General features: G+C 61.1%; 19 protein-coding genes. 8 read left to right on the top strand and 11 right to left on the bottom strand.

The features are described 5' to 3' along the window. Nucleotides 1-40 precede the first annotated feature (40 nt). Both EXN68_RS01160 and EXN68_RS01155 read right to left on the bottom strand, forming a co-directional pair. The gene (locus EXN68_RS01160; protein WP_065115105.1) at nucleotides 41-766 is read right to left on the bottom strand and encodes a L,D-transpeptidase; all 726 of its coding nucleotides are present in this window, start codon (nucleotides 764-766) and stop codon (nucleotides 41-43) included. Between the two features lie 155 nt (nucleotides 767-921). After that, on the bottom strand, nucleotides 922-1830 hold the full coding sequence (locus EXN68_RS01155; protein WP_142839308.1) for a L,D-transpeptidase: 909 nt from the start codon (nucleotides 1828-1830) through the stop codon (nucleotides 922-924). A gap of 167 nt (nucleotides 1831-1997) precedes the next feature. Here EXN68_RS01155 and EXN68_RS01150 point away from each other — a divergent pair, with 167 nt between their 5' ends. Then, nucleotides 1998-4706 carry a heavy metal translocating P-type ATPase gene (locus EXN68_RS01150; protein ID WP_142839307.1) on the top strand — a complete coding sequence of 903 codons (2709 nt, stop codon included), beginning with the start codon at nucleotides 1998-2000 and terminating at the stop codon, nucleotides 4704-4706. Nucleotides 4707-4750: 44 nt separating this feature from the next. Here EXN68_RS01150 and EXN68_RS01145 read toward each other — a convergent pair whose 3' ends face one another. From EXN68_RS01145 to EXN68_RS01125, 4 genes are all read right to left on the bottom strand, one after another. After that, entirely contained in the window at nucleotides 4751-5716 is a 966-nt protein-coding gene (locus EXN68_RS01145) for an alpha/beta hydrolase family protein (RefSeq protein WP_142839306.1), read from the bottom strand. 320 nt (nucleotides 5717-6036) lie between these two features. Next, nucleotides 6037-7668 carry a cisplatin damage response ATP-dependent DNA ligase gene (locus EXN68_RS01135; protein WP_142839305.1) on the bottom strand — a complete coding sequence of 544 codons (1632 nt, stop codon included), beginning with the start codon at nucleotides 7666-7668 and terminating at the stop codon, nucleotides 6037-6039. Nucleotide 7669: 1 nt separating this feature from the next. After that, a complete protein-coding gene (locus EXN68_RS01130) occupies nucleotides 7670-8680 on the bottom strand; it encodes a ligase-associated DNA damage response exonuclease (protein WP_142839918.1) in 1011 nt (336 codons plus the stop codon). 269 nt (nucleotides 8681-8949) lie between these two features. Beyond that, nucleotides 8950-10479 carry an MDR family MFS transporter gene (locus tag EXN68_RS01125; protein ID WP_161991150.1) on the bottom strand — a complete coding sequence of 510 codons (1530 nt, stop codon included), beginning with the start codon at nucleotides 10477-10479 and terminating at the stop codon, nucleotides 8950-8952. Nucleotides 10480-10620: 141 nt separating this feature from the next. On the opposite strand from EXN68_RS01125, the gene EXN68_RS01120 reads away from it, so the two are divergent. Further along, nucleotides 10621-11136, top strand: coding sequence for a MarR family winged helix-turn-helix transcriptional regulator (locus EXN68_RS01120; RefSeq protein WP_142839304.1), 516 nt, complete (start codon nucleotides 10621-10623; stop codon nucleotides 11134-11136). 82 nt (nucleotides 11137-11218) lie between these two features. Continuing rightward, entirely contained in the window at nucleotides 11219-11878 is a 660-nt protein-coding gene (locus EXN68_RS01115; protein WP_142839303.1) for a glutathione S-transferase family protein, read from the top strand. Between the two features lie 142 nt (nucleotides 11879-12020). On the opposite strand, the gene EXN68_RS01110 is transcribed toward EXN68_RS01115, so the two are convergent. Next, the gene (locus tag EXN68_RS01110) at nucleotides 12021-12644 is read right to left on the bottom strand and encodes a glutathione S-transferase family protein (protein WP_142839302.1); all 624 of its coding nucleotides are present in this window, start codon (nucleotides 12642-12644) and stop codon (nucleotides 12021-12023) included. Nucleotides 12645-12804: 160 nt separating this feature from the next. Continuing rightward, on the bottom strand, nucleotides 12805-13803 hold the full coding sequence (locus EXN68_RS01105) for an asparaginase (protein WP_142839301.1): 999 nt from the start codon (nucleotides 13801-13803) through the stop codon (nucleotides 12805-12807). A gap of 73 nt (nucleotides 13804-13876) precedes the next feature. Between EXN68_RS01105 and EXN68_RS01100 the strand changes: the two genes are divergently transcribed. The 3 genes from EXN68_RS01100 to EXN68_RS01090 all read left to right on the top strand — a co-directional run bounded on the left by EXN68_RS01100 (nucleotide 13877) and on the right by EXN68_RS01090 (nucleotide 15297). After that, nucleotides 13877-14629 carry a DUF3750 domain-containing protein gene (locus tag EXN68_RS01100; protein WP_161991149.1) on the top strand — a complete coding sequence of 251 codons (753 nt, stop codon included), beginning with the start codon at nucleotides 13877-13879 and terminating at the stop codon, nucleotides 14627-14629. Nucleotides 14630-14728: 99 nt separating this feature from the next. Continuing rightward, a complete protein-coding gene (locus tag EXN68_RS01095; RefSeq protein WP_142839300.1) occupies nucleotides 14729-15001 on the top strand; it encodes a YlcI/YnfO family protein in 273 nt (90 codons plus the stop codon). After that, on the top strand, nucleotides 14998-15297 hold the full coding sequence (locus tag EXN68_RS01090; RefSeq protein WP_142839299.1) for a type II toxin-antitoxin system RelE/ParE family toxin: 300 nt from the start codon (nucleotides 14998-15000) through the stop codon (nucleotides 15295-15297). The genes EXN68_RS01095 and EXN68_RS01090 overlap by 4 nt, the downstream gene beginning before the upstream one ends. A 3-nt stretch (nucleotides 15298-15300) precedes the next feature. On the opposite strand, the gene betA is transcribed toward EXN68_RS01090, so the two are convergent. The 3 genes from betA to betI all read right to left on the bottom strand — a co-directional run bounded on the left by betA (nucleotide 15301) and on the right by betI (nucleotide 19281). Next, nucleotides 15301-16950, bottom strand: a complete 1650-nt coding sequence (gene betA, locus EXN68_RS01085; RefSeq protein ID WP_142839298.1) for a choline dehydrogenase — start codon at nucleotides 16948-16950, stop codon at nucleotides 15301-15303. A 216-nt stretch (nucleotides 16951-17166) separates the two neighbouring features. Continuing rightward, complete coding sequence (gene betB / locus EXN68_RS01075; RefSeq protein WP_142839297.1) at nucleotides 17167-18648, bottom strand: betaine-aldehyde dehydrogenase; 1482 nt, start codon at nucleotides 18646-18648, stop codon at nucleotides 17167-17169. A gap of 12 nt (nucleotides 18649-18660) precedes the next feature. Next, complete coding sequence (gene betI, locus EXN68_RS01070) at nucleotides 18661-19281, bottom strand: transcriptional regulator BetI (RefSeq protein WP_142839296.1); 621 nt, start codon at nucleotides 19279-19281, stop codon at nucleotides 18661-18663. A 394-nt stretch (nucleotides 19282-19675) separates the two neighbouring features. On the opposite strand from betI, the gene EXN68_RS01065 reads away from it, so the two are divergent. Both EXN68_RS01065 and EXN68_RS01060 read left to right on the top strand, forming a co-directional pair. Further along, nucleotides 19676-19912 (top strand): ribbon-helix-helix domain-containing protein, encoded by a 237-nt coding sequence (locus tag EXN68_RS01065; RefSeq protein WP_142839295.1) that lies wholly within the window; start codon nucleotides 19676-19678, stop codon nucleotides 19910-19912. A gap of 181 nt (nucleotides 19913-20093) precedes the next feature. Next, nucleotides 20094-21896 (top strand): GGDEF domain-containing protein, encoded by a 1803-nt coding sequence (locus tag EXN68_RS01060; RefSeq protein WP_142839294.1) that lies wholly within the window; start codon nucleotides 20094-20096, stop codon nucleotides 21894-21896. Nucleotides 21897-22023: the final 127 nt, after the last annotated feature.

Raw genomic sequence — 22023 nt, 5'->3', positions numbered from 1 at the left:
ATTCACTTACCGGATACCTTCTTAATGCGTCCAGCTGGACCTACTGCCAAACCACCACACGTGCCTTCTGCGGCACGCGGTCGTAGAGGTCTATGACGTCCTGGTTCATCAGGCGCACGCAGCCGGATGAGACGGCCTTGCCGATGGAGTTCCATTCCGGCGAGCCGTGCAGGCGGTAAAGCGTGTCCTTGCCGTTCTGGAAGATATAGAGCGCGCGCGCGCCCAGCGGGTTCTTCAGGCCCGGCGGCATGCCGCCATTCTTGGATGAATATTTGGTGAGTTCCGGCTGGCGGGCGACCATTTCGTCTGGCGGGGTCCATTTCGGCCATTTCTGACGCCACTGGATGACACCTTCGCCCGACCAGGCGAAGCCATCGCGGCCGATGCCGACGCCGTAACGCATGGCGCTGCCGCCCTGCTCCACGACATAAAGGAAGCGCGAGCGCGTATCGACAACGACGGTGCCGGGGCGTTCGCCGGTCGGGTCGACGACCCGCTGGCGGTAATAACGCCGGTCGATTTTCTGATAGGGTACGGCGGGAATGACGTAACCGCCATCTTCAACCGAGCCGTACATGACGGCCAGTTCCGCATCGCTGACGCCGGGCGAGAACATCTGGCGGAAATCGCTGCCGATGGCGCTCGCCTGCTGGCGGATGGCGTCTCCCGTGCCGGATGAAGCGCAGCCCGCCAGAAGCGAAGCGGAGGAGATGCCGAGAAGGGAAAGAAAGGTGCGTCTGGAAAGATCTGTGTCGGTGCTTGTCATAAGGCCGGTTTGTCCCACATTTCGAACGGCTATATCGCCGTTGTACGTCATTTGTTCCGTATCATGCGTATTGCGAAAATAGTTAACCGACCGCTAAAAGCCAGTCACAAGGCGCCGGTGGATTGGAGCTCGCATCTCTTTCTTTTAGAACGTGGTCAGATAACCACAATCTGCGCCCCTTTGGGCACACGCTCGTAAAGGTCGATGACATCCTGATTGAGCATGCGCACGCAGCCGGAGGACGTCGCCTTGCCGACGGACTGCCAGTCCGGCGTGCCGTGCACGCGGTAAAGCGTGTCCTTGCCGTCCTTGAAAATATAAAGCGCACGCGCGCCGAGCGGATTGTTGAGACCCGGGGTCATGCCGCCATTGGCCGCCGAGATGGAGGTAAGCTCCGGCTGGCGCTTGACCATTTCGTCCGGCGGCGTCCAGCGCGGCCATTTCGCCTTCCACTGGATCTTGCCGCGGCCCGACCACGCATAACCATCGCGCCCGAGACCGACGCCGTAACGGATCGCCTTGCCGCCCGGCTGCACCAGATAAAGGAAATGCTGCTTGGTATCGACGATGATGGTGCCGGGCGCTTCCGCTGTCTGATAACTTACTTCCTGCCGCAGATAACGCGGGTCGATGCGGCCATAAGGAATAGCCGGCAGCGAACGGTCCTCGTCGCGGATCGGGCCATACATGACCCGATGCAGCGGATTGGAAACCGGCAGGCCATAGGTCACCATGCGATCTGGCGCAAGCGGTGCGGCCTGACCCTGCACCTGCGGCGCGCTCAGGCCCTGCCCGCGCACCGGCGGGCCGTATTCCTGATGGAAGCGGGTTCTGAACAGATCCGGCGGACGCGTTGAAAGCTGGCCCGGCTGCGGCGGCAGTTCCGGCTGGCGGTTCGAGCTGACGGAATTGAAGTTGAAGACCGGCGCCGTTTCCCGCACGAAGACATCCGGGTCCATCCGGGTCGTATCCGTCACGAAAAGGCAGCCGCTGAGGAGCGGCAGAGCCACAAGACCCGCCAGAGAGGCCGCCCGGCGGCAGTGTTTCATAAAGAGTGCTGTCATCTGAACCGCTTCATGGAATCCAATATGGCTGCATGATGAACCGCGCGGCTGGCGCGAAGCTGGTGTGCACTTTTCAAAAAAAATCGGAAAATCGCATTTTTGCCCTTGAACCTCTAGTTGCTAGAGGTGCCAGATTGGCTGTCGACTGGAATTCAGGAGCGAAAACCATGAATATTTCGACACGCGGCAATCTGAACGGGGAATCGGGAGACCTGACCTTCACGGTCGGCGGCATGGATTGCGGCAGCTGTGCGGCGAAGATCGAAACCGCGCTCTCCCGCCTGCCCGGCGTTGCCGACGTCAAGGTGTCCGTTGCACGCGAAAGGTTGAACCTGTCGCTGGCGGAAGACAAGACATCGGTCGCAAAGATCGAGGATACGCTGCGCAAGCTCGGTTTCAAGCCTGCTTTGCTGCCGCAGGAGAAGGCTCCGCGCGAAAAGATCGCAGCGGAACCTCACGACCATGAGCATGACCACGACCATTCATCGTGCGGAGGTCACCACCCTGCGGAAGCCGCCCCCAGCGTTGAGCAGAACAATGCCCTGACCTTTTCGGTCGGCGGCATGGACTGCGGCAGCTGCGCCGCGAAGATCGAAACCGCGCTCTCCCGCCTGCCCGGTGTTGCCGACGTCAAGGTGTCGGTTGCACGCGAAAGACTGAACCTTTCGCTTGTCGAAAACACAACGCCGACCGCAAAAATCGAGGATACGCTGCGCAAGCTCGGCTTCAAACCCGCCTTGCTGCCACAAGACAAATCGGCGCGGGGCAAGGCGGAAGATAACGGGCACGACCACGGATCCTGCAACGGTGATCATGATCATTCAGGCCACGATCACTCGGGCCATGACCACTCGGGCCATGACCATTCCGGGCACGATCATGCGGACCATGACCACGCCAATTGCGGCGGCCACGACCATGATCACGCCGGGCATTCGCATGCAAAGGCACAGCCCGCGACAGTCACGCCAAGCGCCGAGGTGGGACACGCCCATGGCGCCGATGAGAAGGGTGCATGGTGGCGCACGGCGAAGGCCCGAAACACCTTCACCGGCACCATTCTGGTCGCGGCCGCCTATGCGGCGGAACTCACCTTTCCGGCCTGGGGCGGTTATGCCTTCATCATCGCCACGCTGGTGACGCTGTTTCCGATTGCACGCAATGCCTTCAACGCCGCCCGTTTCGGCGCGGTCTTCACCATCGAGATGCTGATGACCATTGCCGCCATCGGCGCGATCTTCATCGGTGAAGCGGAAGAAGCCGCCATCGTCGTGCTGCTCTTTTCGATCGGCGAACTGCTTGAAGGCTTTGCGGCCGCACGCGCCCGTTCCGGCATCAAGGCGCTTGGTTCATTGCTGCCGAAAACGGCGCTGGTCGAGGAAAACGGCACGCTCCGTCAGGTCGCTGCCGATCAGGTCCGCATCGGCCAGGTGGTCGTGGCCCGTCCCGGTGACCGTATCGCCGCCGACGGCGTGGTGATGGAGGGCGAATCGAGCGTTGATGAGTCGCCGATGACCGGCGAGAGCATTCCGGTTGCCAAGGAAAAAGGCGCCCGCGTCTTTGCCGGTTCGATCAACCATGACGGTTCGCTGCGCATCCGTGTCGACCGCGCGCCGGAAGACAACACCATTGCCCGCATCATCACGCTTGTCGAGGAAGCCCAGGATGCGCGCGCACCGACCGAACGCTTCATCCAGAATTTCTCGCGTTATTACATGCCGCTGATCGTGGCGATTTCGGCTCTGACCATCGTGGTACCGCCGCTTGCCGGTCTCGGTGACTGGGATACCTGGATCTATCGCGGTCTCGCTTTGCTGCTGATCGGTTGCCCCTGCGCGCTGGTCATCTCCGTTCCCGCGGCAATAGCTTCCAGCCTTTCGGCTGCGGCACGCCACGGCATGCTGGTGAAGGGCGGCGCCGTCATCGAAATGCTGGCGCGCACCGAAACCGTCGCCTTCGACAAAACGGGCACGCTGACGCTCGGCGAACCTGTGGTGACCGACGTGGTGGCGCTTGACGGCAACGAGGCAGGGCTGATCGCCGAAGCCGCCACCATCGAGCATGAATCGAGCCATCCGCTTGCCAGAGCCATCGTCAACCACGCCGAAAAGGCCGGTTTGAAGCCCCTGCCCGGTTCCGACATCAAGGCGATTTCCGGTCGCGGCATGCAGGGCACCGTTGGCGGAAAAGCCCTGTTCATCGGCGCACCGCGCTTTGCAACTGAAGTCGGCACACTCTCGAAGGAGCTGGCCGACCGCATCACGGCACTTGAGAGCGAAGGCAAGACGGTGGCCGTGGTCATGGCCGGCGGTGCGGCTAGCGGTCTCTTCGCCATGCGCGACGAACCGCGCAAGGATGCGGCCGAAGGCATCAGGGCGCTGAAGGAGATGGGCATTTCCTCGCTGATGCTGTCGGGCGACAATGCCCGCACGGCGCGTGCCATCGGCAACAAGCTGGGTCTTGAAGCACGCGGCGAACTGCTGCCGCAGAACAAGGTCGAGGAAATCCGCAAACTCGCCGCAAAGAAAACCGTGGTGATGGTGGGTGACGGCATCAACGATGCGCCGGCGCTTGCCGCCGCCAGCGTCGGCGTCGCCATCGGCTCCGGCACGGACGTGGCAATGGAAGCGGCGGATGCGGCGCTGATGCGCAACAATGTCGGCGATGCCGCCCGCCTCATCGGCCTCTCACGCGCCACCATGAGCAACATCCGCCAGAACGTGGCGATCTCGCTTGGCCTGAAGGCTGTGTTTCTGGTCACGACCGTCACCGGCCTTTCCGGCCTGTGGCTCGCCGTCTTTGCCGATACCGGCGCGACGGTGCTGGTAACCGCCAATGCCATGCGGCTGCTCGGTTATTTCAAGAAGAGCGCCTGATTTCGTAGGAGGGCCGAAAGCTGCAAAAGCGGCTTTCGGCCCTTTTATGCGAACTGATTGAAAAAACGAATGCTTTCCACCACTGCGCCCGGAACCACGCCATTGTGGGTGCCGGGCAGCAGTTTTTTGTCCACCTTGAACCCGGACATCAGGGCGCGATCCACGAACAGTTGGTGATCGGCATCGAAAGGCCGCTCCTCATCGCCGCGCAGCAACAGGGCCGGACATTTGAGGCTGGGGCCGAAACAGACCGAGGAGCGCATGATGAATTCGCGCTCGTCGGTTTCGTCGAAACAGATCTCGTCCGAATACCGGTTGAAATATCGCCATGAATTGACGCCCGCCGACATGGGGGCCGCCGCACGGAATTTGCGGCTCATGGCGGCGAGCAATGTCAGCGTGCCGCCATTGGAATGGCCGGCGATGAAGAAACGTTTTTTATCGATGCCGGGCAGGTTTTCCAGATAGGTGGCCGCCGCCAGCGCATCCGCCGTTTCGTTGTAAAAACCGGAATAATTGCCACTCTGGCCGTTCTCGCCCCGGAAAGACGGCAGCAGCACGACAAAACCAGCCTCCCAATAGGGCTTCATCAGCGCCCAGTGGCCGTCTCCCGTGGCATTGCCGCCGTGCAGGAAAAGCACTGCCGGCTTTGGTGTTTTGGACGGCTGATAGTGGGAGAGCCAGGCGACAAGCTCGATGGAACCATCCGGCCCGCCGGGATAGGTGACGCGTTCCGCGCCGGGCGGTGTGCCAAGCGCCGAGGATTTTTCCGGCGCGGCCATCTTGCGCAGCAAGCGGGTATGAAAATGTTGGCGGGCCTCCGCGTAATCCTGCCGTTCCAGCGGCAGAACCTCGGGGGCGACAATGCCGGCTTTCGCACCCTGCGGCAGAAGTGCTGCCACCGACAGGCCCATGGCGCCGGCAAGCAGGCCGCGCCGCGTCAGGCCCTGGCATATCACGCCGCTCTCTTCCTGTCCGAAGGCTGAGGAAAGAAAGCGTTTATCGGCCATGGGTGCACTCTGAGGACGGGGATGGAGGTATTAGCAGTTCAGCACTGCGGCGGGAGACTGTCCAATCACGGATTCGCGAATGACAACAATGTATTCGCAGCCATCGTGGCAATTTCTGGACGGCGCAATGTTTCCTGCCTGATAACTGGCTCCCTCTCCGTCATACCGGCCTCAAGCCGGTATCCAGCCAGCCCAAGTCCTTGGGCGTAAAAACCCCTCTCGCCGCGCCGACGCGCGGCGGCTGGATTCCGGCTCGGGGCCGGAATGACGGAACTAGAGGCAGGGCTAGCTACAGTAAATTTCGAGACTGGCGCAGACCATCACACCGATCCCTCGACACCGTCGATCATCGCCACCAGCGTCGAAAGCCGGTCCGCCTCGGCCGGAAGCTTGTCGGCTCTCAGCCGCGCAATGCGCGGGAACCGCATGGCGACGCCGGATTTGTGGCGGGTGGAGCGATTGATGCCCTCAAAGGCCACTTCCAGCACGAAGCCGAAATCCGGCGTGGCCCGCACCGCCCGCACCGGGCCGAAACGCTCGACGGTGTTGTCGCGGACGAATTTATCCAGCACTTCGAGTTCCGCATCGGTAAAACCGAAATAGGCCTTGCCGACCGGCACGAGCTGTTCGCCACCCTCGCCTTCCGCCCACACACCAAAGGTGAAATCGGAATAATAGCTCGACCTTTTGCCGTGGCCGCGCTGCGCATACATCATGACCGCATCGATATTATAGGGATCGCGCTTCCATTTGAACCATGGCCCTTTGGCGCGGCCGGCCTGATAGGCGCTGTCGCGGCGCTTGATCATCACGCCTTCGATCACCGGATCGGGCGGAGCGGCGCGCAGCGTGTCGAGTTCCGGCCATGTGGAGAAGCCGATCAGCGGCGACAGGTCGAAACGGTCATGCGGGGCGTCCTCGATGATATCGGACAGCCTGCCACGGCGCTCCAGATAGGTTTGTGCACGGATGTCGTTCTCGCCATCGAACAGCAGGTCGTAAGCGCGGATGAAGGCGGGGTAGTCGTCCATCATCTTTGCCGTCACCGTCTTGCGGTTCAGCCGCTGCTGCAGGTCAGAAAAAGTGCGCGTGAGATTGTTGGAGCGCACTGTCCCGCCAATCAGCAATTCACCGTCCATCACGCCTTCGAAATCAAGCGCATCGAGCACATCCGGGAATGCCCCGGAAATATCGTCGCCGGAGCGGGAATAAAGCTTTCGCGTCTCCCCGGCGCGGGAGAGCTGCACGCGAATACCGTCCCATTTCCATTCGGCGGCATAATCGGCAGGGTCCAGCTGATCCAGGTCACCATCGGCCACCGGTGTGGCCAGCATGACCGAATGGAAGATGGCGGGCGTGGCCAGTAGCGGCCGGTCGGACTTGCCCTCCAGCCATGTAAAAAGCGTGGTGTAGGGCGGCGTCAGACCGTGCCAGAGGGTTTCGATTTCGGTGATATCCTTGCCCGCAAAATCCGCCAGCGCCTGCCGCGCCAGCCGCGCCGAAACGCCGATGCGCAGGCTGCCGGTGGCGAGTTTGAGGAAGGCGAAACGCGAGGAGGTATCGAGCCGGTCAAGCAGATCGCGCACCGCGCCACGTACTTCGGTGCGCCCCAGCGAATTCATCAGCGTCACGACGTCGCCGAGACGCGGGTCCTGCGCCTCGGAATCATCAGCACCGCCGATATTGCCCCAGACCAGCGAGATGGTCTCGGCCAGATCGCCGACATAATCATAGGAATAACGAAACAGCACCTCGTCCATACGCTCCAGCACCAGCTCGCGCAGCATGGCCGGTTTGACGCTTTTGAGGTCCAGCGTGCCGGCAATCGCCGCCAGACCGTAACCCCGGTCGGGATCGGGCGTATCGCGGAAATAATCGGTGAGAAGCTTCAGCTTGCCGTTGCGCGACGGAGTGAGGACGAGGCGGTCGAGAAGGGTGGCGAAGGCTTTCATCTCAATCCCCCTCGTCTTCGTAACCGACAAGATGCAGCGGCTTGGCGGCAATGCCCTGCAATTGACACCAGCGCACCAGCGCCTCTTCGCGGCCATGGGTGACCCAGACGGCCTGCGGGCCGATTTCCCTGATGGTCTCCAGCAATTCAGGCCAGTCGCAATGGTCCGATATGACCAGAGGCAGTTCCACGCCGCCCTGCTTGGCGCGTTGCCGCACCATCATCCAGCCGGAGGCAAAGGCGATCAGCGGCTCGTTGAAGCGCCGCGCCCAGCGTTCCTGAAAGGCCGAGGGCGGGCCGACGACGATCGCGCCCTTGAAGGCGGCGGGGTTACTTTTTTCCAGCGTGGCGGGCCTCAGGTCGCCGAGATCGATACCCTGCGAAACGTAATAATCGCAAAGCCGCGCCAGCGCGCCGTGGATATAGATCGGCTCGGCATAACCATTATCGCGCAATAGCCGGATGACACGTTGCGCCTTGCCGAGCGAATAGGCGCCGACCAGATGGGTGCGTTCGGGAAATTGTTTGATGGAAGTGAGCAGCTTGCCGATTTCCACGCGCGGCAGCGGATGGTGAAACACCGGCAGACCGAAGGTAGCCTCGGTGATGAAGACATCACATGGCACCGTCTCGAAGGGCGCGCAGGTTGGATCGATGCCGCGCTTGTAGTCCCCCGATGCAACGATGCGCATGCCATTCATCTCGACGGAGATTTGCGCCGAACCCAGCACATGGCCAGCCGGATGGAACCCGACGGTGACGCCGTTCACCCCCACCCTCTCACCGAATGCCACCGCCTGCTCGCTGCCGCAAAAATCCTCGCCATAACGAATGCGCATGATATCAAGCGTCTGGCGCGTGGCCAGCACCGCGCCATGGCCGGCACGGGCGTGATCGGAATGGCCATGGGTGATGAGCGCCCGCGCCACGGGGCGCACGGGATCGATATAAAAATCGCCCGCCGGGCAATAAAGGCCCTTGGGCGTGGAGTTCAGGAGCTGTTCCGGCTTCATATTCATTGAGATAGGGCCGCCCGCGCGAATGTAAAGTGCTGCGAGCATAACGCGGAACGGGCGTTAAATTTCCAGTGATGGTGTTTTTGTTTTGTAAGCATCTCCCGTCATTCCGGCCTTGAGCCGGAATCCAGCAGCCGCGCGTCTGCGCGGCGGGAAGAGCTCTCTCAGCCCAAGGACTTGGGCTGACTGGAAACCGGCACAAGGCCGGTATGACGGAGGAGAGGTTTCAGCACAAAACCAGCGTTCACAACTGCCTGCCGACCTGCCTACTCCCCCGCTGCTTCCGCCGGCTTCGCCTCAACCGCGGCCGGCAGACGCACCGGCTTCAGCATCAGCGCTGCCGCAAGGCCGATGGCAGCGGTTGCGGCGGCCGCGAAGAATAGCGGCGTAAAGGCGTCCGAATAAAGCGAGGCGACTGCGGCCTGCGAGGCGGCGGGCAGTTCGGCGAGCATTTTCGGCGTCAGTTCCTCTATTCTGCCGACGCCGGGAATATCCACCGCCACGCCCTTGAGGCTGGAGGTGACAATCGCGCCATAGACCGAGATGGCGATGGCAGCGCCGCCCATGCGGGTCAGCGTCACCGCGCCGCTCGCCGCACCGATATCAGCCTTGGGTGCTGAATTCTGCACACCGATGATCGGCGCCTGCTGGCCGAGACCGACTGCGAAACCCTGCACCAGCATCAGTGCGGCGATCAGTGCCAACGGCGTGCCCGCATGCATTTGCGTGAACAGCAGCATGGCGATGACGTTGATGGTGAGCCCCGCCACCGAGAACGGCTTGTAGACACCGGTAATCGAAATCAGCCGGCCGGCCGATAGCGAGCCCATGACGATGCCGCCGGTGACGGCGATGAAGAACAGGCCGGCATGGGAGGGGGAAAGGCCGGTCGTGGTCTGCAGGAACAGGGCGTAATAATTGACCATGCCGATGCCGATGCCGCCGCTGGTCAGCGACACGATCATCAAGAGCGGAAAGGTCGAATCCTTGAACAGCCTGAGCGGTACGACGGGTTCCGGCGCACGGCGCTCCACCTGCACCCAGAGGAAGGCGGCGATGACGGCGAAGGCGATGATGCCGAGGCTTGGGGCGGCGATCAGCGAGCCGAACAATTCGCTGCTATCGGCCCAGAACACCACGCTGGCAATGGTGGCCGCCAGCAGAACCGCACCGAGATAGTCGATCTTCGGCTGGCGCGCCGGACGACGGTAAGGCAACATCAGCGCCAGGCCCGCAATGACGATGATGCCGAGCGGCAGGTTGATGAGGAAGATCGACCGCCAGCCGAACAGGTCGCTCATCGTGCCGCCGAGGATCGGGCCGACACTGCCTGACGCCATGATGGTGAGGCTGGAATAGCTCTGATAACGGGCGCGTTCGCGCGGTTCGAACAGATCCGCATTGACGGAGAAGATCGACACCATGATGCCGCCGCCGCCAAGCCCCTGCAACACACGGGCAGCAATCAGGCTATCCATCGACCAGGCCAGACCGCAGGCGAGCGAGCCCAGCGTGAAGATGACCACCGCCGCGATCATCACATATTTGCGCCCGAACAGATCGCCGAGCTTGCCATAAACAGGCATGACCGCGCTGGTTGCCAGAAGATAGGCGGAGCCGATCCAGCCGAAGCGTTCCAGTGCCCCGAACTCGCCGACGATGGTGGGCAGCGCTGTCGATACGATCTGGTTGTCGAGGGTGGCCATGAACATGGCCAGCATCAGAAACAGGAAAACGATGAGCCTGCGCCGATGATCCGACACAAGCGGCGCCACGGGGGCTGCGGACATATCCATGAAAAATCTCGTTGAGTTCCGGCATATTTGCTGCGACAATTTGTGTGCTATCAGCATATATATGTCAATGGCAAGTTTTTGACATCCATGCTATTCGCGCTAAATGTGATCGCGACCGCGCAAGAAAAGGAACGACCGAGAGTGGCAAGTGAGGAAAACTGGAACGAGGATCTGCCCGAGGACATCAAGCGGATCGGCAATACGATGACGCGCATGCGCATCATGATCGGTCGCCGCATCATCGGCCGCATGGCGCTTGCCAAGCTCGCTCCGGGTCTCGAACTCTCGCATATCGACGTTCTGGATATTCTGCGGCGCGCCGAAGGTGATGTCACCGTGGGTGCGATTGCCGAGGGCATGCGCATTGATCCCTCACGCGGTAGCCGAGTGGTGGCGGACATGGTGGGGCGCGGCCTGCTGAAACGCGGCGTCTCGCAGGAAGACGGCCGCCGCAGCATCGTCGAGATCACGCCGCTCGGCACCAGCCTGCTGCAGGAAATGCGCCGCACCAAGATGAGCGTCATCGAAGATGTGATGGATGGCTGGCCGGCCGACGATGTGGAGACTTTCGCCCGCCTGTTCGAGCGGTTCATCGACCGTTTCGAATACCGGCTATCGCCGGATACGGACTTCCTGACGGATCAGAAAAAATCATAGTTGCCCCTGATATCTGCAACTTCACTTTAAAGCGGCGAGACCGTAACGTGCCGCCATCGAACAGGTTCAAGGGGTAATTTCGATGTTGACGATTTACGGTGTCTACCGGTCCCGCGCCACGCGCACACTTTGGCTGGCAGGCGAACTCGGCATAGAATTCAAGCACGTGCCCGTCATACAGGCCCGCCGTCTTGCCGATCCGCTGGCAGCGGATGCGCCGCTCAACACGCTGTCTCCCGCATTTCTCGCCGTCAACCCGATGGGCACCATTCCCTGCATCGAGGATGATGGCATGGTGCTTTACGAATCCATGGCCATCAATCTCTATCTGGTGCGCAAATATGGCGGGCCGCTCGCCCCGGTCGATCTGAAGGAAGATGCGGCGATGCTGCAATGGTCTTTCTTTGCCGCAACCGAAATCGAGACCAATTCGCTGAAAATTTCCTCCGCCATCGCCGAAGGCCTGTCGGAGAGCGACAGCGGCAAAGCGGTGATCGATGTTGCCGCACGGCTGCTGAAGCGCCCGTTCCGGGTGCTGGAGCAGCATCTTGTCCAACATGACTATCTGGTGGGGGATCGTTTCACCGTCGCCGATCTCAATGCGGCGGAAATCGTTCGTTATGCGCAGGGTCACCAGCCGCTGTTTGATGCCCATCCGGCGGTAAAGGCCTGGCTCACCCGCTGCCAGGCGCGCACGGCATTCAAGACCATGTGGGATACGCGCGCGGCCGAGGCGGCTTGACACGAGCTTTGCTTTGGGCGCGGACTGGAGACGTCCCTCCGTACTCAACGTCATCCTCGGGCTTGTCCCGAGGATCCAACCACGTCAAATAAAATCAATACGTTGCAGATCCTCGGGACAAGCCCGAGGATGACGGCAGTAACTATTGACCCCTCTCGCTCGCCAGCGCCCGCTGCACCGCCGGGCGGTCGTTCATGCGGCGGAAGTGGTCGTGCACTTTCGGGAAACGGGCAATATCCACACCGTCGCTTTCCAGCCAGCCGGACATGACGAAAAGATAGGGATCGGCCACCGAATAGGCCGTGCCCAAAACCCACGGGCCATGCAAGAGGCCGTGCTCGATCAGTTCGAAGCACTCGCCCATGGTTTGCGGCACCTTCGCCTTCATATCCGCCAGCGAACTATCGTCGCTCGCCCAGCGGCTGCCGCGCCGGCCATGGGCGTGGGCGACATGCACGGTGGAGGAAATGAAAGCGTTGAAGGACTGCATGACAGCGAACTCGAAGGGATCGTCAAGCGGTGCGAGCTTCTTTTCCGGCGCCATCTGGGCGATGAAGGCGAGGATGGCAGGCGTCTCGGTCAGCACGCCGCTTGCGGTGGCGAGCGCCGGCACGCGGCCTTTCGGATTGATCTTCAGAAATGTCTCGGAGCGCTGTTCGCCCTCGGCGAAATTGACGCGGTGGGCCGTGTAAGGCAGGCCGGATTCCTCAAGCACGATATGGCTGGCGCGGGAGCAGGAACCGGGGGAGAAAAACAGGGTAAACATGGATATGCGACCTCCAGGACAATGAAGGCGTCCACCTCCTCTTGCTGCGGACGCCGGGCTGCCGGCGGCCGGGGTTCGGCCGTCACGCGCAGGGCAAGCCATCATCGTGCCGGCAACCGGCGGCGTCAAAGGTTTTATCGTGTTTTTTTAACGCCGGATTTTACAGCCCGACGACTCTGACATCACCGACATGGATGCCGTTCCAGTTGCGCATCTGCCGGTTGGCCATGCCTGTCAGAGCCTGTTTTTCGGCGCTGCCATCATCGAAATAGCGGGCGAGCAGTGCCGAGACCATGGCTTCGGCCGCCCGCGTCGTGCCATCCTCGCATTTCACCGCCATGGCTATGCCCTTTTCCGGCAGGGCCGCCACGAAGACACCTTCAGCGCCGGTCTTGGCGAAAATCTTGCCCGGTGCGATCTGCATCAGCCTGGTGCAGGCGCGGCCGCTGCCTGCCACGTAAAAGGGTTCCGCCATGCAGGCCTCGATGAGACGACGCGAGGCTTTGGCGCGGCCCTCTTCCAGCCCCGTGCCCGTCGCCATTCTGGCGAAACCATGCGCCAGTCCCGTGAGCGACACAGCATAGGTGGGGATGGAGCAACCATCGACGCCGCAATTATCATGGCCGAGCGCCGCGCCCGTCAGGCTTGCCATCGTGGCGCGGATTTCTTGCTGCAGCGGGTGATCATAACCGACATAGCCCTTGGGGTCGGTACCCGTGTGGCAGCAGGCGCAGATGAAGCCGGAGTGTTTGCCGGAGCAATTATTGTGTAGCGCCGTCGGTTTTTCCAGCGTGCGGGCCTGATGGATGATGGTTTTCTGGTCGGATGACCAGTGCGCACCGCATTCCAGCGTATCGACATCCCTGCCGGCCTTCGCAAGCATGGCGGCGGCAAGTTCCACATGCGCGTCCTCGCCGGAATGGGAGGAGCAGGCAAGCGCCAGTTCACGATTGCCGAAACCATAGGCATCCGCAGCCCCGCTTTCCACCAGCGGCAGCGCCTGCATGGCCTTGCAGGCGGAACGCGGGAAGATGCCGCGCCCTACATCACCAGCGGAAAACACAACGCCGCCATCACCATCCACCACCACGGCAAGGCCCTGATGGCGGCTTTCGACGAGGCTGCCCCTGGTGACTTCGACGGTAACGGAATTGTTCATGTTCGCAGCCTCAAAAAGTTCTGATTTTATGCCGTTGATACCGCAATTGATTTTTCGATGCACGGGGCTATCAGTGAAATTTGCAAAACGTCTGCTGCTGGCGATTGCCATTATCTATCTGCTTCCCGCTCTGGCATCCGCCGGCTTGTGGGCCATGCGGGAACATCCGCAGGGCTGGCGCGATGCCCGCTGGTCCTCCTCCGGCACCCTTCCGCAAGCCGGAGCCGACAAGCAGGCTGCGGTTTACGTGTTTTCCGCCATGACCGGCGGCTTCAAGGGTTCCGTCGCCAGCCATGCCTGGATCGTGCTGAAAAAACCGGGTGCGACGGCCTATGATCGTTATGACAAAGTGGGTTGGGGAACGCCCATCCGCCGCAATGGCTATGCGGCCGATGCCTATTGGTATTCCAACACGCCGCGCCAGGTGGTGGCCATTCATGGTGCTGAGGCGGAAAAGCTGATCCCCAGGATCGAACAGGCGATTGCCGATTACCCCTATGCCAAACCGGGCGGCTACCGCATCTATCCCGGCCCGAACTCCAACACCTTCGTTGCCCATGTGCTACGCAGCGTGCCGGAACTCGGCGTCGTTCTGCCGCCCGATGCCGTGGGCCGCGACTACCTGCCGAACGGCGCGTTCTATCACATTGCCGACGACTGGAAGGATGCGAGCGTGTCACTCGGTGGGTTGTTTGGCGTTGCGGCGGGTGCGCGCAGCGGTTTCGAGATCAATTTTCTGGGTCTGGTCGCCGGGGTCGATTTCAGCAGGCCGGGGGTGAAGATACCGGGGTTGGGTTACTTTGGGGTGGCGGGTCCGGAGGCCTGAAATAGTGGGCTTCACGTTACCTCCGCCGAGTTTGAAATTGACTCGACCTCATAACTGAGACATCCTGCGCATCGCAATTGCAACGCATGGAGATGCGACATGAAAACGGCAACATTGCCTTCGCTGCGGGTAACGGCGGATTTTCGCGAGGCGGCCGAAAGCGTGCTGAAGGACGGCGAGACGCTCTCCTCCTTCGTTGAAGATTCCGTGCGCAGGCAGGTGGAGATCCGCAAATCACAGGCGGAGTTTATCGCACGCGGTTTGGCATCGCTCGAAGAGGCGGAGCGTACTGGGATTTATTATACCACAGACGATGTTCTCTCGATGATGCAAAGAAAACTTGATGCTGCGAAAGCCGCGAAGCGGAAATGACGTATGAGCTTCGCTATACTGAAGAAGCGCTGGGTGATTTTGACCGAATTTACGACTTTCTGATTGCCTATGATATCGATGTGGCGGAGAAAGCGATCCGCGCCATCAGGGCAGGATTAGAGATCCTTAGCGACTTTCCCTTCAGTTGCCGCAAGGCATCTGCGGAAAACAGCCTGATGCGCGAACTCCTCGTTCCTTTCGGCTCCTCCGGATATGTCGTGCTGTTCCGCATCGACAGCCCGGAAACCGTCACCATCGCCGCCGTCCGCCACCAGCGCGAGGATGATTACCATTGATCCTCACCGGTCGCTGACGGCCGCGCGCGGGTTCGCCCACGGTTCCTGATTGGAACGCGGCAACGGGGTTTTGCCGAGAATATGATCGGCGGCCTTTTCGCCGGTCATGATCGACGGGCCGTTGAGGTTGCCATAGGTCACATGCGGGAAGATCGAACTGTCGGCGACACGCAGGCCCTCCACGCCGATGACCCGGCATTCGGGATCGACGACAGCCATCGGATCGTCCCTGTCGCCCATCCGGCAGGTGCCGCAGGGGTGATAGGCGCTTTCCAGATGCTCCCGCAAAAAGGCGTCGATCTCATCGTCGCTCGCCACTTTTTCACCCGGCTGGATTTCCGGTCCGCGAAAATCGTCGAAAGCTTTCTGGCTGAAGATTTCGCGGGTCAGACGCACGCAATGGCGGAATTTTTCCCAGTCTTCCGGGTGGCTCATATAGTTGAAACGAATGACCGGATCATCCTTCGGATCGGCTGAGCGCAGCGTGACGTTGCCGCGTGATTTCGACAGGTTGTAGCCGACATGCACCTGAAAACCATGGCTTTTCGCCGCCGCCTTGCCGTCATAGGAAATGGCGACGGGCAGGAAATGATACTGGATATCAGGCTGCTTCAGGCCCGGTGCGGAGCGCAGGAAGGCGCAGGCCTCGAACTGGTTGGAAGCGCCAAGCCCGCCTTTCGACAGCAGCCATTGCGCGCCGGCCACGCCCTGCCAGAACCATGGCAGCCAGGAATATAACGAGACCGGTTTGGTGGAGACCTGCTGGAAATAGAACTCCATATGGTCCTGGAGGTTTGCGCCCACACCCGGACGATCCGCCTTCACCTCGATGCCCATGTCCTTCAGATGCGCAGCGGGGCCGATGCCCGACAGCATCAGCAGCTTCGGCGAATTGAATGAGGATGCGGACACGATGACTTCGCGATTGGCCTTGATGGTTTCGACCACGCCCTTGCGCTCGATCTCCACACCCACGGCGCGGCCATTGTCGATGACGATCTTGCGGGCGAAACCGCCAACCAGCGTAACATTGCCGCGCTTCAGCGCCGGCCGCAGATAAGCATTGGCGGCGGACCAGCGACGGCCGTTGTGGATGGTCTGCTCCATCAGGCCGAAACCTTCCTGCTTGGAGCCGTTATAGTCGTCGGTCAGCTCGAAGCCGGCCTGCGCGCCGGCCTGAATGAAGGCGTGGAACAGCGGATTATTCACCGGGCCGCGCTGCACATGCAGCGGCCCATCCGTGCCGCGCCAGCCTTCTTCGCCGCCATGGCTGTGTTCCATGCGCTTGAAATAGGGCAGCACATCCGCATAGGCCCATCCCTGCGCGCCGAGTTCTTCCCAGCGGTTGAAATCCTCGGCATGGCCGCGCACGTAGACGAGACCGTTGATGGAGGACGAGCCGCCGATGACCTTGCCGCGGGGTGCGGTGATGCGGCGGTTGTTGAGGTTCGGTTCGGGTTCGGAGTGGTAACCCCAATTGTAACGCTTCATGCTCATCGGCCAGGCGAGTGCGGCCGGCATCTGGATGAAGGGGCCGAAATCCGACCCCCCGGCCTCGATGACGATGACGGAATAACGACCGTCCTCCGACAAGCGATAGGCGATGGCGGAACCTGCGGAGCCGGAGCCGACGATGATGTAATCTGCTTGCATTACCGTTTCTTTCCCAAGGGTTCCGGTTTTGGGTGGGGCTTACCCCCCTCTGCCCTGCCGGGCATCTCCCCCACAAGGAGGGAGATCGGCAAGACGCGCGTTTGTCACTTCAATCTCAAACGTGGAGATGGGCGGGACCTCGCCGCAGATCGATCTCCCCCCTTGTGGGGGAGATGCCCGGCAGGGCAGAGGGGGGTAAGCCCCACCCGCCAACCGTCAATAAGGCGCGTCCACCTTCCCCGTGCTCACATAAACCGTCTTCAACTCGCTATAATGCTCGAGCGCCGCCGCCGAATTCTCCCGCCCGAAGCCGGATTGTTTCGAGCCGCCGAAGGGGATTTCCACCGGGCAGAGATTATAGGTGTTGATCCAAAGCGTACCCGCCTCGAGCGCATCGACCACACGGTGGGCGCGGGCAAGATCGGCGGTGAAGACGCCGCCGGCCAGCCCGAATTCGGTGGCGTTGGCGCGGGTGAGAACCTCATCCTCGTCATCGAAATCCAGCACACACATAACCGGCCCGAAGATTTCCTCACGGGCGATGGTCATGTTGTCGGTCACGTCGGCAAAAACGGTCGGCTGCACATAGGCACCCTCGCCCGAGACATTGTTGGGAATGCCGCCGCCGGTCACCAGCGTCGCGCCTTCCGCCTTGCCCTTTTCGATATAGGCGAGAACCTTCTCCTGCTGGGCCTTGGAAACCAGCGGGCCGAGATGGGTGGCATAATCGAGCGGATCACCGAGGATCATCGCTTCGGTGCGGCGCTTCAGATTTTCGAGGAAACGGTCCTTGGCCTTTTTCTGCACGAAGACGCGCGTGCCGTTGGAGCAGACCTGGCCGGAGGAATAAAAATTGCCGAGCATGGCCCCGCCGACGGCGCTTTCGATATCGGCGTCGTCGAAGACGATCAGCGGCGACTTGCCGCCGAGTTCCATGGTCACGTGCTTGAGATGCCCGGCGGCGGCGGCGGCCACCTTGCGGCCGGTCGGCACCGAGCCGGTGAGCGAGACCTTGGCGACATCGGGGTGATTGACCAATAGCGGGCCGGTATCACGATCACCCTGAATGACGTTGAACAGGCCCTTGGGCAGACCGGCCTCGATCAGGATTTCGGCGATCTTCAATGCGCCGAGCGGGGTGTTTTCCGAAGGTTTGAAGACCATGGCGTTGCCGGAGACCAGCGCGGGCGCCGCCTTCCAGCAGGCGATCTGCTGCGGATAGTTCCATGCGCCGATGCCGACGCAGACGCCGAGCGGCACGCGCTTGGTATAGGCGAAATCGCCGCCGAGCGGGATGTAATCGCCGTTCAGCGCGGAAGGCGCGATGCCGCCGAAAAATTCGAAGGCATCCGCGCCGGACGTCGGGTCGGCGACAATGGTTTCCTGGATCGGCTTGCCGGTATCGAGTGTCTCCAGCGTCGAAAGCGCATCGTTGCGTTCACGCATGATATCGGCGGCACGCTTGAGGATACGGCCACGGGCCATGGGGCTCATTGCCGCCCATTCCTTCTGGGCGCGTTTGGCCGAGGCGATGGCGCGCTCGACAATCGCCGGGGTTGCCGCATGCAGCCTTGCGATAACCTCGCCGGTGGCCGGAAAGATGCTCTCGATCACTGTGCCGGCAGTGTCTTCGACATAGGTGCCGTCGATGAAATGCGAGGCTTTGGGCTGCGCCTTGAGCGGCGTCGCGATGGTCATGTCGAAGTCTCCTTAAAGAACGCGGATGGACGGCTTGGGGCGCTGTCCATCTGGATAGTGTTTGAGCTGCATGTCGAAATAATCCTCGACAAGCGCCGGCGCGGAGGCGATGCCAAGCGGGGCCGAACGCAGGCTGTGCCTGATATAGAGCCCGTCGATCAGGGCCGCTGCCCCCTCGGCGATCCGCGCCGCGTCATCGGGCGGGCAAAGCCGGGAGAGGCTTGCCATGAGGTTGGAGCGCAGGCGGCGGGAATAAATCACCAGCAGCCGCCGGGTCTCCTCCGAACGCTGCGCCTCGACATAAAAGGCAAGCCATGCCGCCACCGTTTCCGGCGTGAACTGGTCGCTCTGGAAGGAGACGTGCACGATGGCGCTCAGCCTCTCGCGCGGGCCGGAAGCGCGGGTCAGCGCCGCCACGGCATCGCGCCTAAGGTCGCGCAGCAGGCTGCGGATGGTTTCCAGAAGAAGCTGCTGCTTGCTGCCGAAATAATGATGCGCAAGGGCCGCCGACACGCCCGCTTCCCGGGCAATGTCAGACATCGTCACATTCAGCGAACCATGGTGGCCGATGGTGCGCAATGCCGCATCCACAAGCGCCTTGCGGCGCAAAGGCTCCATTCCGATCTTGGGCATAGTCGTCTCCTTGACGGATGGCAAATTATTCTTGATTGATCGATCAATCAATAAAAAACGCGCCATTTTATGTCGCGGATTTGCGATGGATCATATTTTCCGCCGCCTTGTTCCGATAATCTCATAAATACCGAGCAACCTGATGAACCTTGCGCTGCGGCGCGGCTCGCATCCGGCTCGCTTTCCCTCCTCACAGGGGAAAAACTAAACCGTGATATACTGCGAATTGGGAATGAAACGCGTTTCGTGCTAATATGGGAAGTGATACAAATTTCGCTGGAAGCGGCGCCAGACGAAAAACGATAAAAACGCCCGCCATAGACCACGACGGTACCCGGTCCGCAAATTGGACATCAAGGGCTCGATCGCAGCGTTTAAAGAAGGGAGTGATATCATGCCAATGGTAACAGTATCGATTTCCCCGGAACAGGCAGCAAGAATGCGTGAAGCCGTGAATTGCGGCGCTTACGCATCCGGCAGCGAGGTCGTCAGGGCCGCGCTGCGGCTATGGGCGGCCTCTGCCCAACACAATAGCGAAACAAGGCCTTCCGCTCCGGTCGAAGCGGACCGGGAACGCATGAATGTTGCGGAACTTTACGCCGCTCATACCGGGCATGCGCGCCGGGCCTGAAGCCTTGCCCGGCAACCCCGCATATTGAGGGGGTTGTGACAAAACGTTCATCAAAGCTTCACAGTCGTGAAAGCTTTTGTTGACCTGTCATCTGCAATTGTTCGCCGTAAAAGAAACGGCCCCGTGTGGCGGATTTTCACGCCATGCAATAACGGGGGGCCGGCCAATCGCGGAGAACGAAATGCAGGCCGTCACGATGGAGAATGATGTCATAAGGCGATTTGCCTCCGGGCATATGTTTCCCATGGCAAAGCTTGTGCTCGAAACCGCGTTTCAGCCGATTGTCGAGGCGACGACGGGCACGATCTTCGGTTATGAATCGCTGATGCGCGGCCATGACCGGCTTGGCTTTTCCAATCCGCTGGCGCTACTCGACCAGGCTGCTGCCGATGGCGAACTGAAGGCTTTCGAGCAGATGCTGGCAAGCCGGGCGCTGGCAAAGTTCTCCACCCTGCCCGACTTTTCCTCCACCACGCTGTTCCTCAATCTCGATGTGCGGCTGATCCCGCATGGCGATGCCATTCTCGACAAGCTGGTCGGCCATCTGGCGCGGGCAGGTATTCCGGCCTCATCCATCTGCTTTGAGCTTTCCGAACGTTTCGACAATACCAGCGTGCCGGAATTTACGGCGCTGATTGCCCGCATGCGCAAGGAAGGCTTCAAGCTGGCGATCGATGATTTCGGCGCCGGTCACGGCGAGATGAAGCTTTTATGCGACTATCCGCTGGACTACCTGAAGATCGACCGGCACTTCATCAGTGGCGTCGATCATCTTCCGCGCAAACAGCACCTCGTGCGCAATATCGTCAACATCGCCCATGTTCTCGGTGTGCGGGTGATTGCCGAAGGCATAGAAACGGAAGCGGAGTTCCTGACCTGCCGCGAATTCGGCGTCGATCTGGTGCAGGGCTGGCTGATCGCCAGGCCGACGGTCTTCACCAGCGAACTGCCGGAGAGCTTTCCGCATCTCAACCGCATGGGCGTGGCGCGGCGCAGCAGCCAGTCGCTGGACGAAATATTGATCCGCCGGGAAATCGAGCGTCTTCCCACCGTCTATGAGCATGACAGCGTCGACAATGTCTTCGAGCTGTTTCGCAGAAACCCGCAGCAGGCATTTTTCCCGGTTCTCAACGCCAATGGCGAACCGCGCGGCGTCATCAACGAATATCACCTCAAGGAATATATCTACCGGCCTTTCGGCCGCGACCTGCTCAAGAACAAGATCTATGAGCGCACGATTTCCCATTTCGTCGATCCCGCGCCGATCGTCGGCCTTGATGCGGATGCCGACCAGCTGATGAACATGTTCGCCAGCATGGGCGGCAGCGCCTGCATCATCCTGACCGAGAACATGCGTTATGCCGGCATCGTCTCGGCGGCCTCGCTCATCAAGGTCATCAATGAAAAACAGCTGAAGATGGCGCAGGATCAGAACCCGCTGACCGCGCTGCCCGGCAACCGCGCCATTGGTGGCTTCATTGCCGACAGCTGCGGCGACGGCGACGAGACGCGGTTCTTCTGCTATTGCGACTTCGACAATTTCAAACCCTTCAACGATAAATACGGCTTCAACGCCGGCGACCACGCCATCACCCTGTTTTCAGCGTTGATGCGCCGCTACTTTTTCGCCGGCGACTGCTTTCTCGGCCATATTGGCGGCGACGATTTCTTCGTCGGCGTGCGTGACTGGACGGTGGAAGAGCTGACGGAAATCCTCGAACGCCTGCTCAGCGATTTTCACGACGACGTGGCGGAACTCTATTCGCCCGAGGACCGCGAGGCCGGCCACATGGTCGGGCTCGACCGCCGCGGCAATGAGCGGGATTTCGCCCTGCTGCGCTGCTCGATCGGTGTCCTCACCCTGCCGAAAGGGTTGATCATCGCCAATCCCGAGCGTATCGGCAGCGAAATCGCCAGTGTGAAAACCGCCGCCAAGGAAAGCGAAGGCGGGCTGGTCATCCGGGTGTTCGGCGAGACAAATTGAGAAACAAGGGGCGAGTTTAGAATCCGGTTGGCCCGGAGTGTGCGGCTTTACCCCCCTCTGCCCTGCCGGGCATCTCCCCCACAAGGAGGGAGATCGGCAAGCGGCTCTTTCTCTGTTCCATTCTCAA

This window comes from Martinezella rhizogenes, assembly GCF_007002745.1.
GTDB lineage: Bacteria > Pseudomonadota > Alphaproteobacteria > Rhizobiales > Rhizobiaceae > Agrobacterium > Agrobacterium cucumeris.
The sequence above is the reverse complement of the archived record's forward strand: the minus strand, read 5'-3'. Positions and strand labels throughout refer to the sequence as shown.

Coding starts and splice junctions, on each gene's coding strand:
- EXN68_RS01125 (WP_161991150.1), bottom strand. CDS start 10,479: ATGGATATGTCCGCAGCCCCCGTGGCGCCGCTTGTGTCGGATCATCGG.
- EXN68_RS01060 (WP_142839294.1), top strand. CDS start 20,094: ATGCAGGCCGTCACGATGGAGAATGATGTCATAAGGCGATTTGCCTCC.
- betA (WP_142839298.1), bottom strand. CDS start 16,950: ATGCAAGCAGATTACATCATCGTCGGCTCCGGCTCCGCAGGTTCCGCC.
- betB (WP_142839297.1), bottom strand. CDS start 18,648: ATGACCATCGCGACGCCGCTCAAGGCGCAGCCCAAAGCCTCGCATTTC.
- EXN68_RS01095 (WP_142839300.1), top strand. CDS start 14,729: ATGAAAACGGCAACATTGCCTTCGCTGCGGGTAACGGCGGATTTTCGC.
- betI (WP_142839296.1), bottom strand. CDS start 19,281: ATGCCCAAGATCGGAATGGAGCCTTTGCGCCGCAAGGCGCTTGTGGAT.
- EXN68_RS01130 (WP_142839918.1), bottom strand. CDS start 8,680: ATGAAGCCGGAACAGCTCCTGAACTCCACGCCCAAGGGCCTTTATTGC.
- EXN68_RS01065 (WP_142839295.1), top strand. CDS start 19,676: ATGCCAATGGTAACAGTATCGATTTCCCCGGAACAGGCAGCAAGAATG.
- EXN68_RS01090 (WP_142839299.1), top strand. CDS start 14,998: ATGACGTATGAGCTTCGCTATACTGAAGAAGCGCTGGGTGATTTTGAC.
- EXN68_RS01160 (WP_065115105.1), bottom strand. CDS start 766: ATGACAAGCACCGACACAGATCTTTCCAGACGCACCTTTCTTTCCCTT.
- EXN68_RS01145 (WP_142839306.1), bottom strand. CDS start 5,716: ATGGCCGATAAACGCTTTCTTTCCTCAGCCTTCGGACAGGAAGAGAGC.
- EXN68_RS01155 (WP_142839308.1), bottom strand. CDS start 1,830: ATGACAGCACTCTTTATGAAACACTGCCGCCGGGCGGCCTCTCTGGCG.
- EXN68_RS01150 (WP_142839307.1), top strand. CDS start 1,998: ATGAATATTTCGACACGCGGCAATCTGAACGGGGAATCGGGAGACCTG.
- EXN68_RS01105 (WP_142839301.1), bottom strand. CDS start 13,803: ATGAACAATTCCGTTACCGTCGAAGTCACCAGGGGCAGCCTCGTCGAA.
- EXN68_RS01110 (WP_142839302.1), bottom strand. CDS start 12,644: ATGTTTACCCTGTTTTTCTCCCCCGGTTCCTGCTCCCGCGCCAGCCAT.
- EXN68_RS01135 (WP_142839305.1), bottom strand. CDS start 7,668: ATGAAAGCCTTCGCCACCCTTCTCGACCGCCTCGTCCTCACTCCGTCG.
- EXN68_RS01115 (WP_142839303.1), top strand. CDS start 11,219: ATGTTGACGATTTACGGTGTCTACCGGTCCCGCGCCACGCGCACACTT.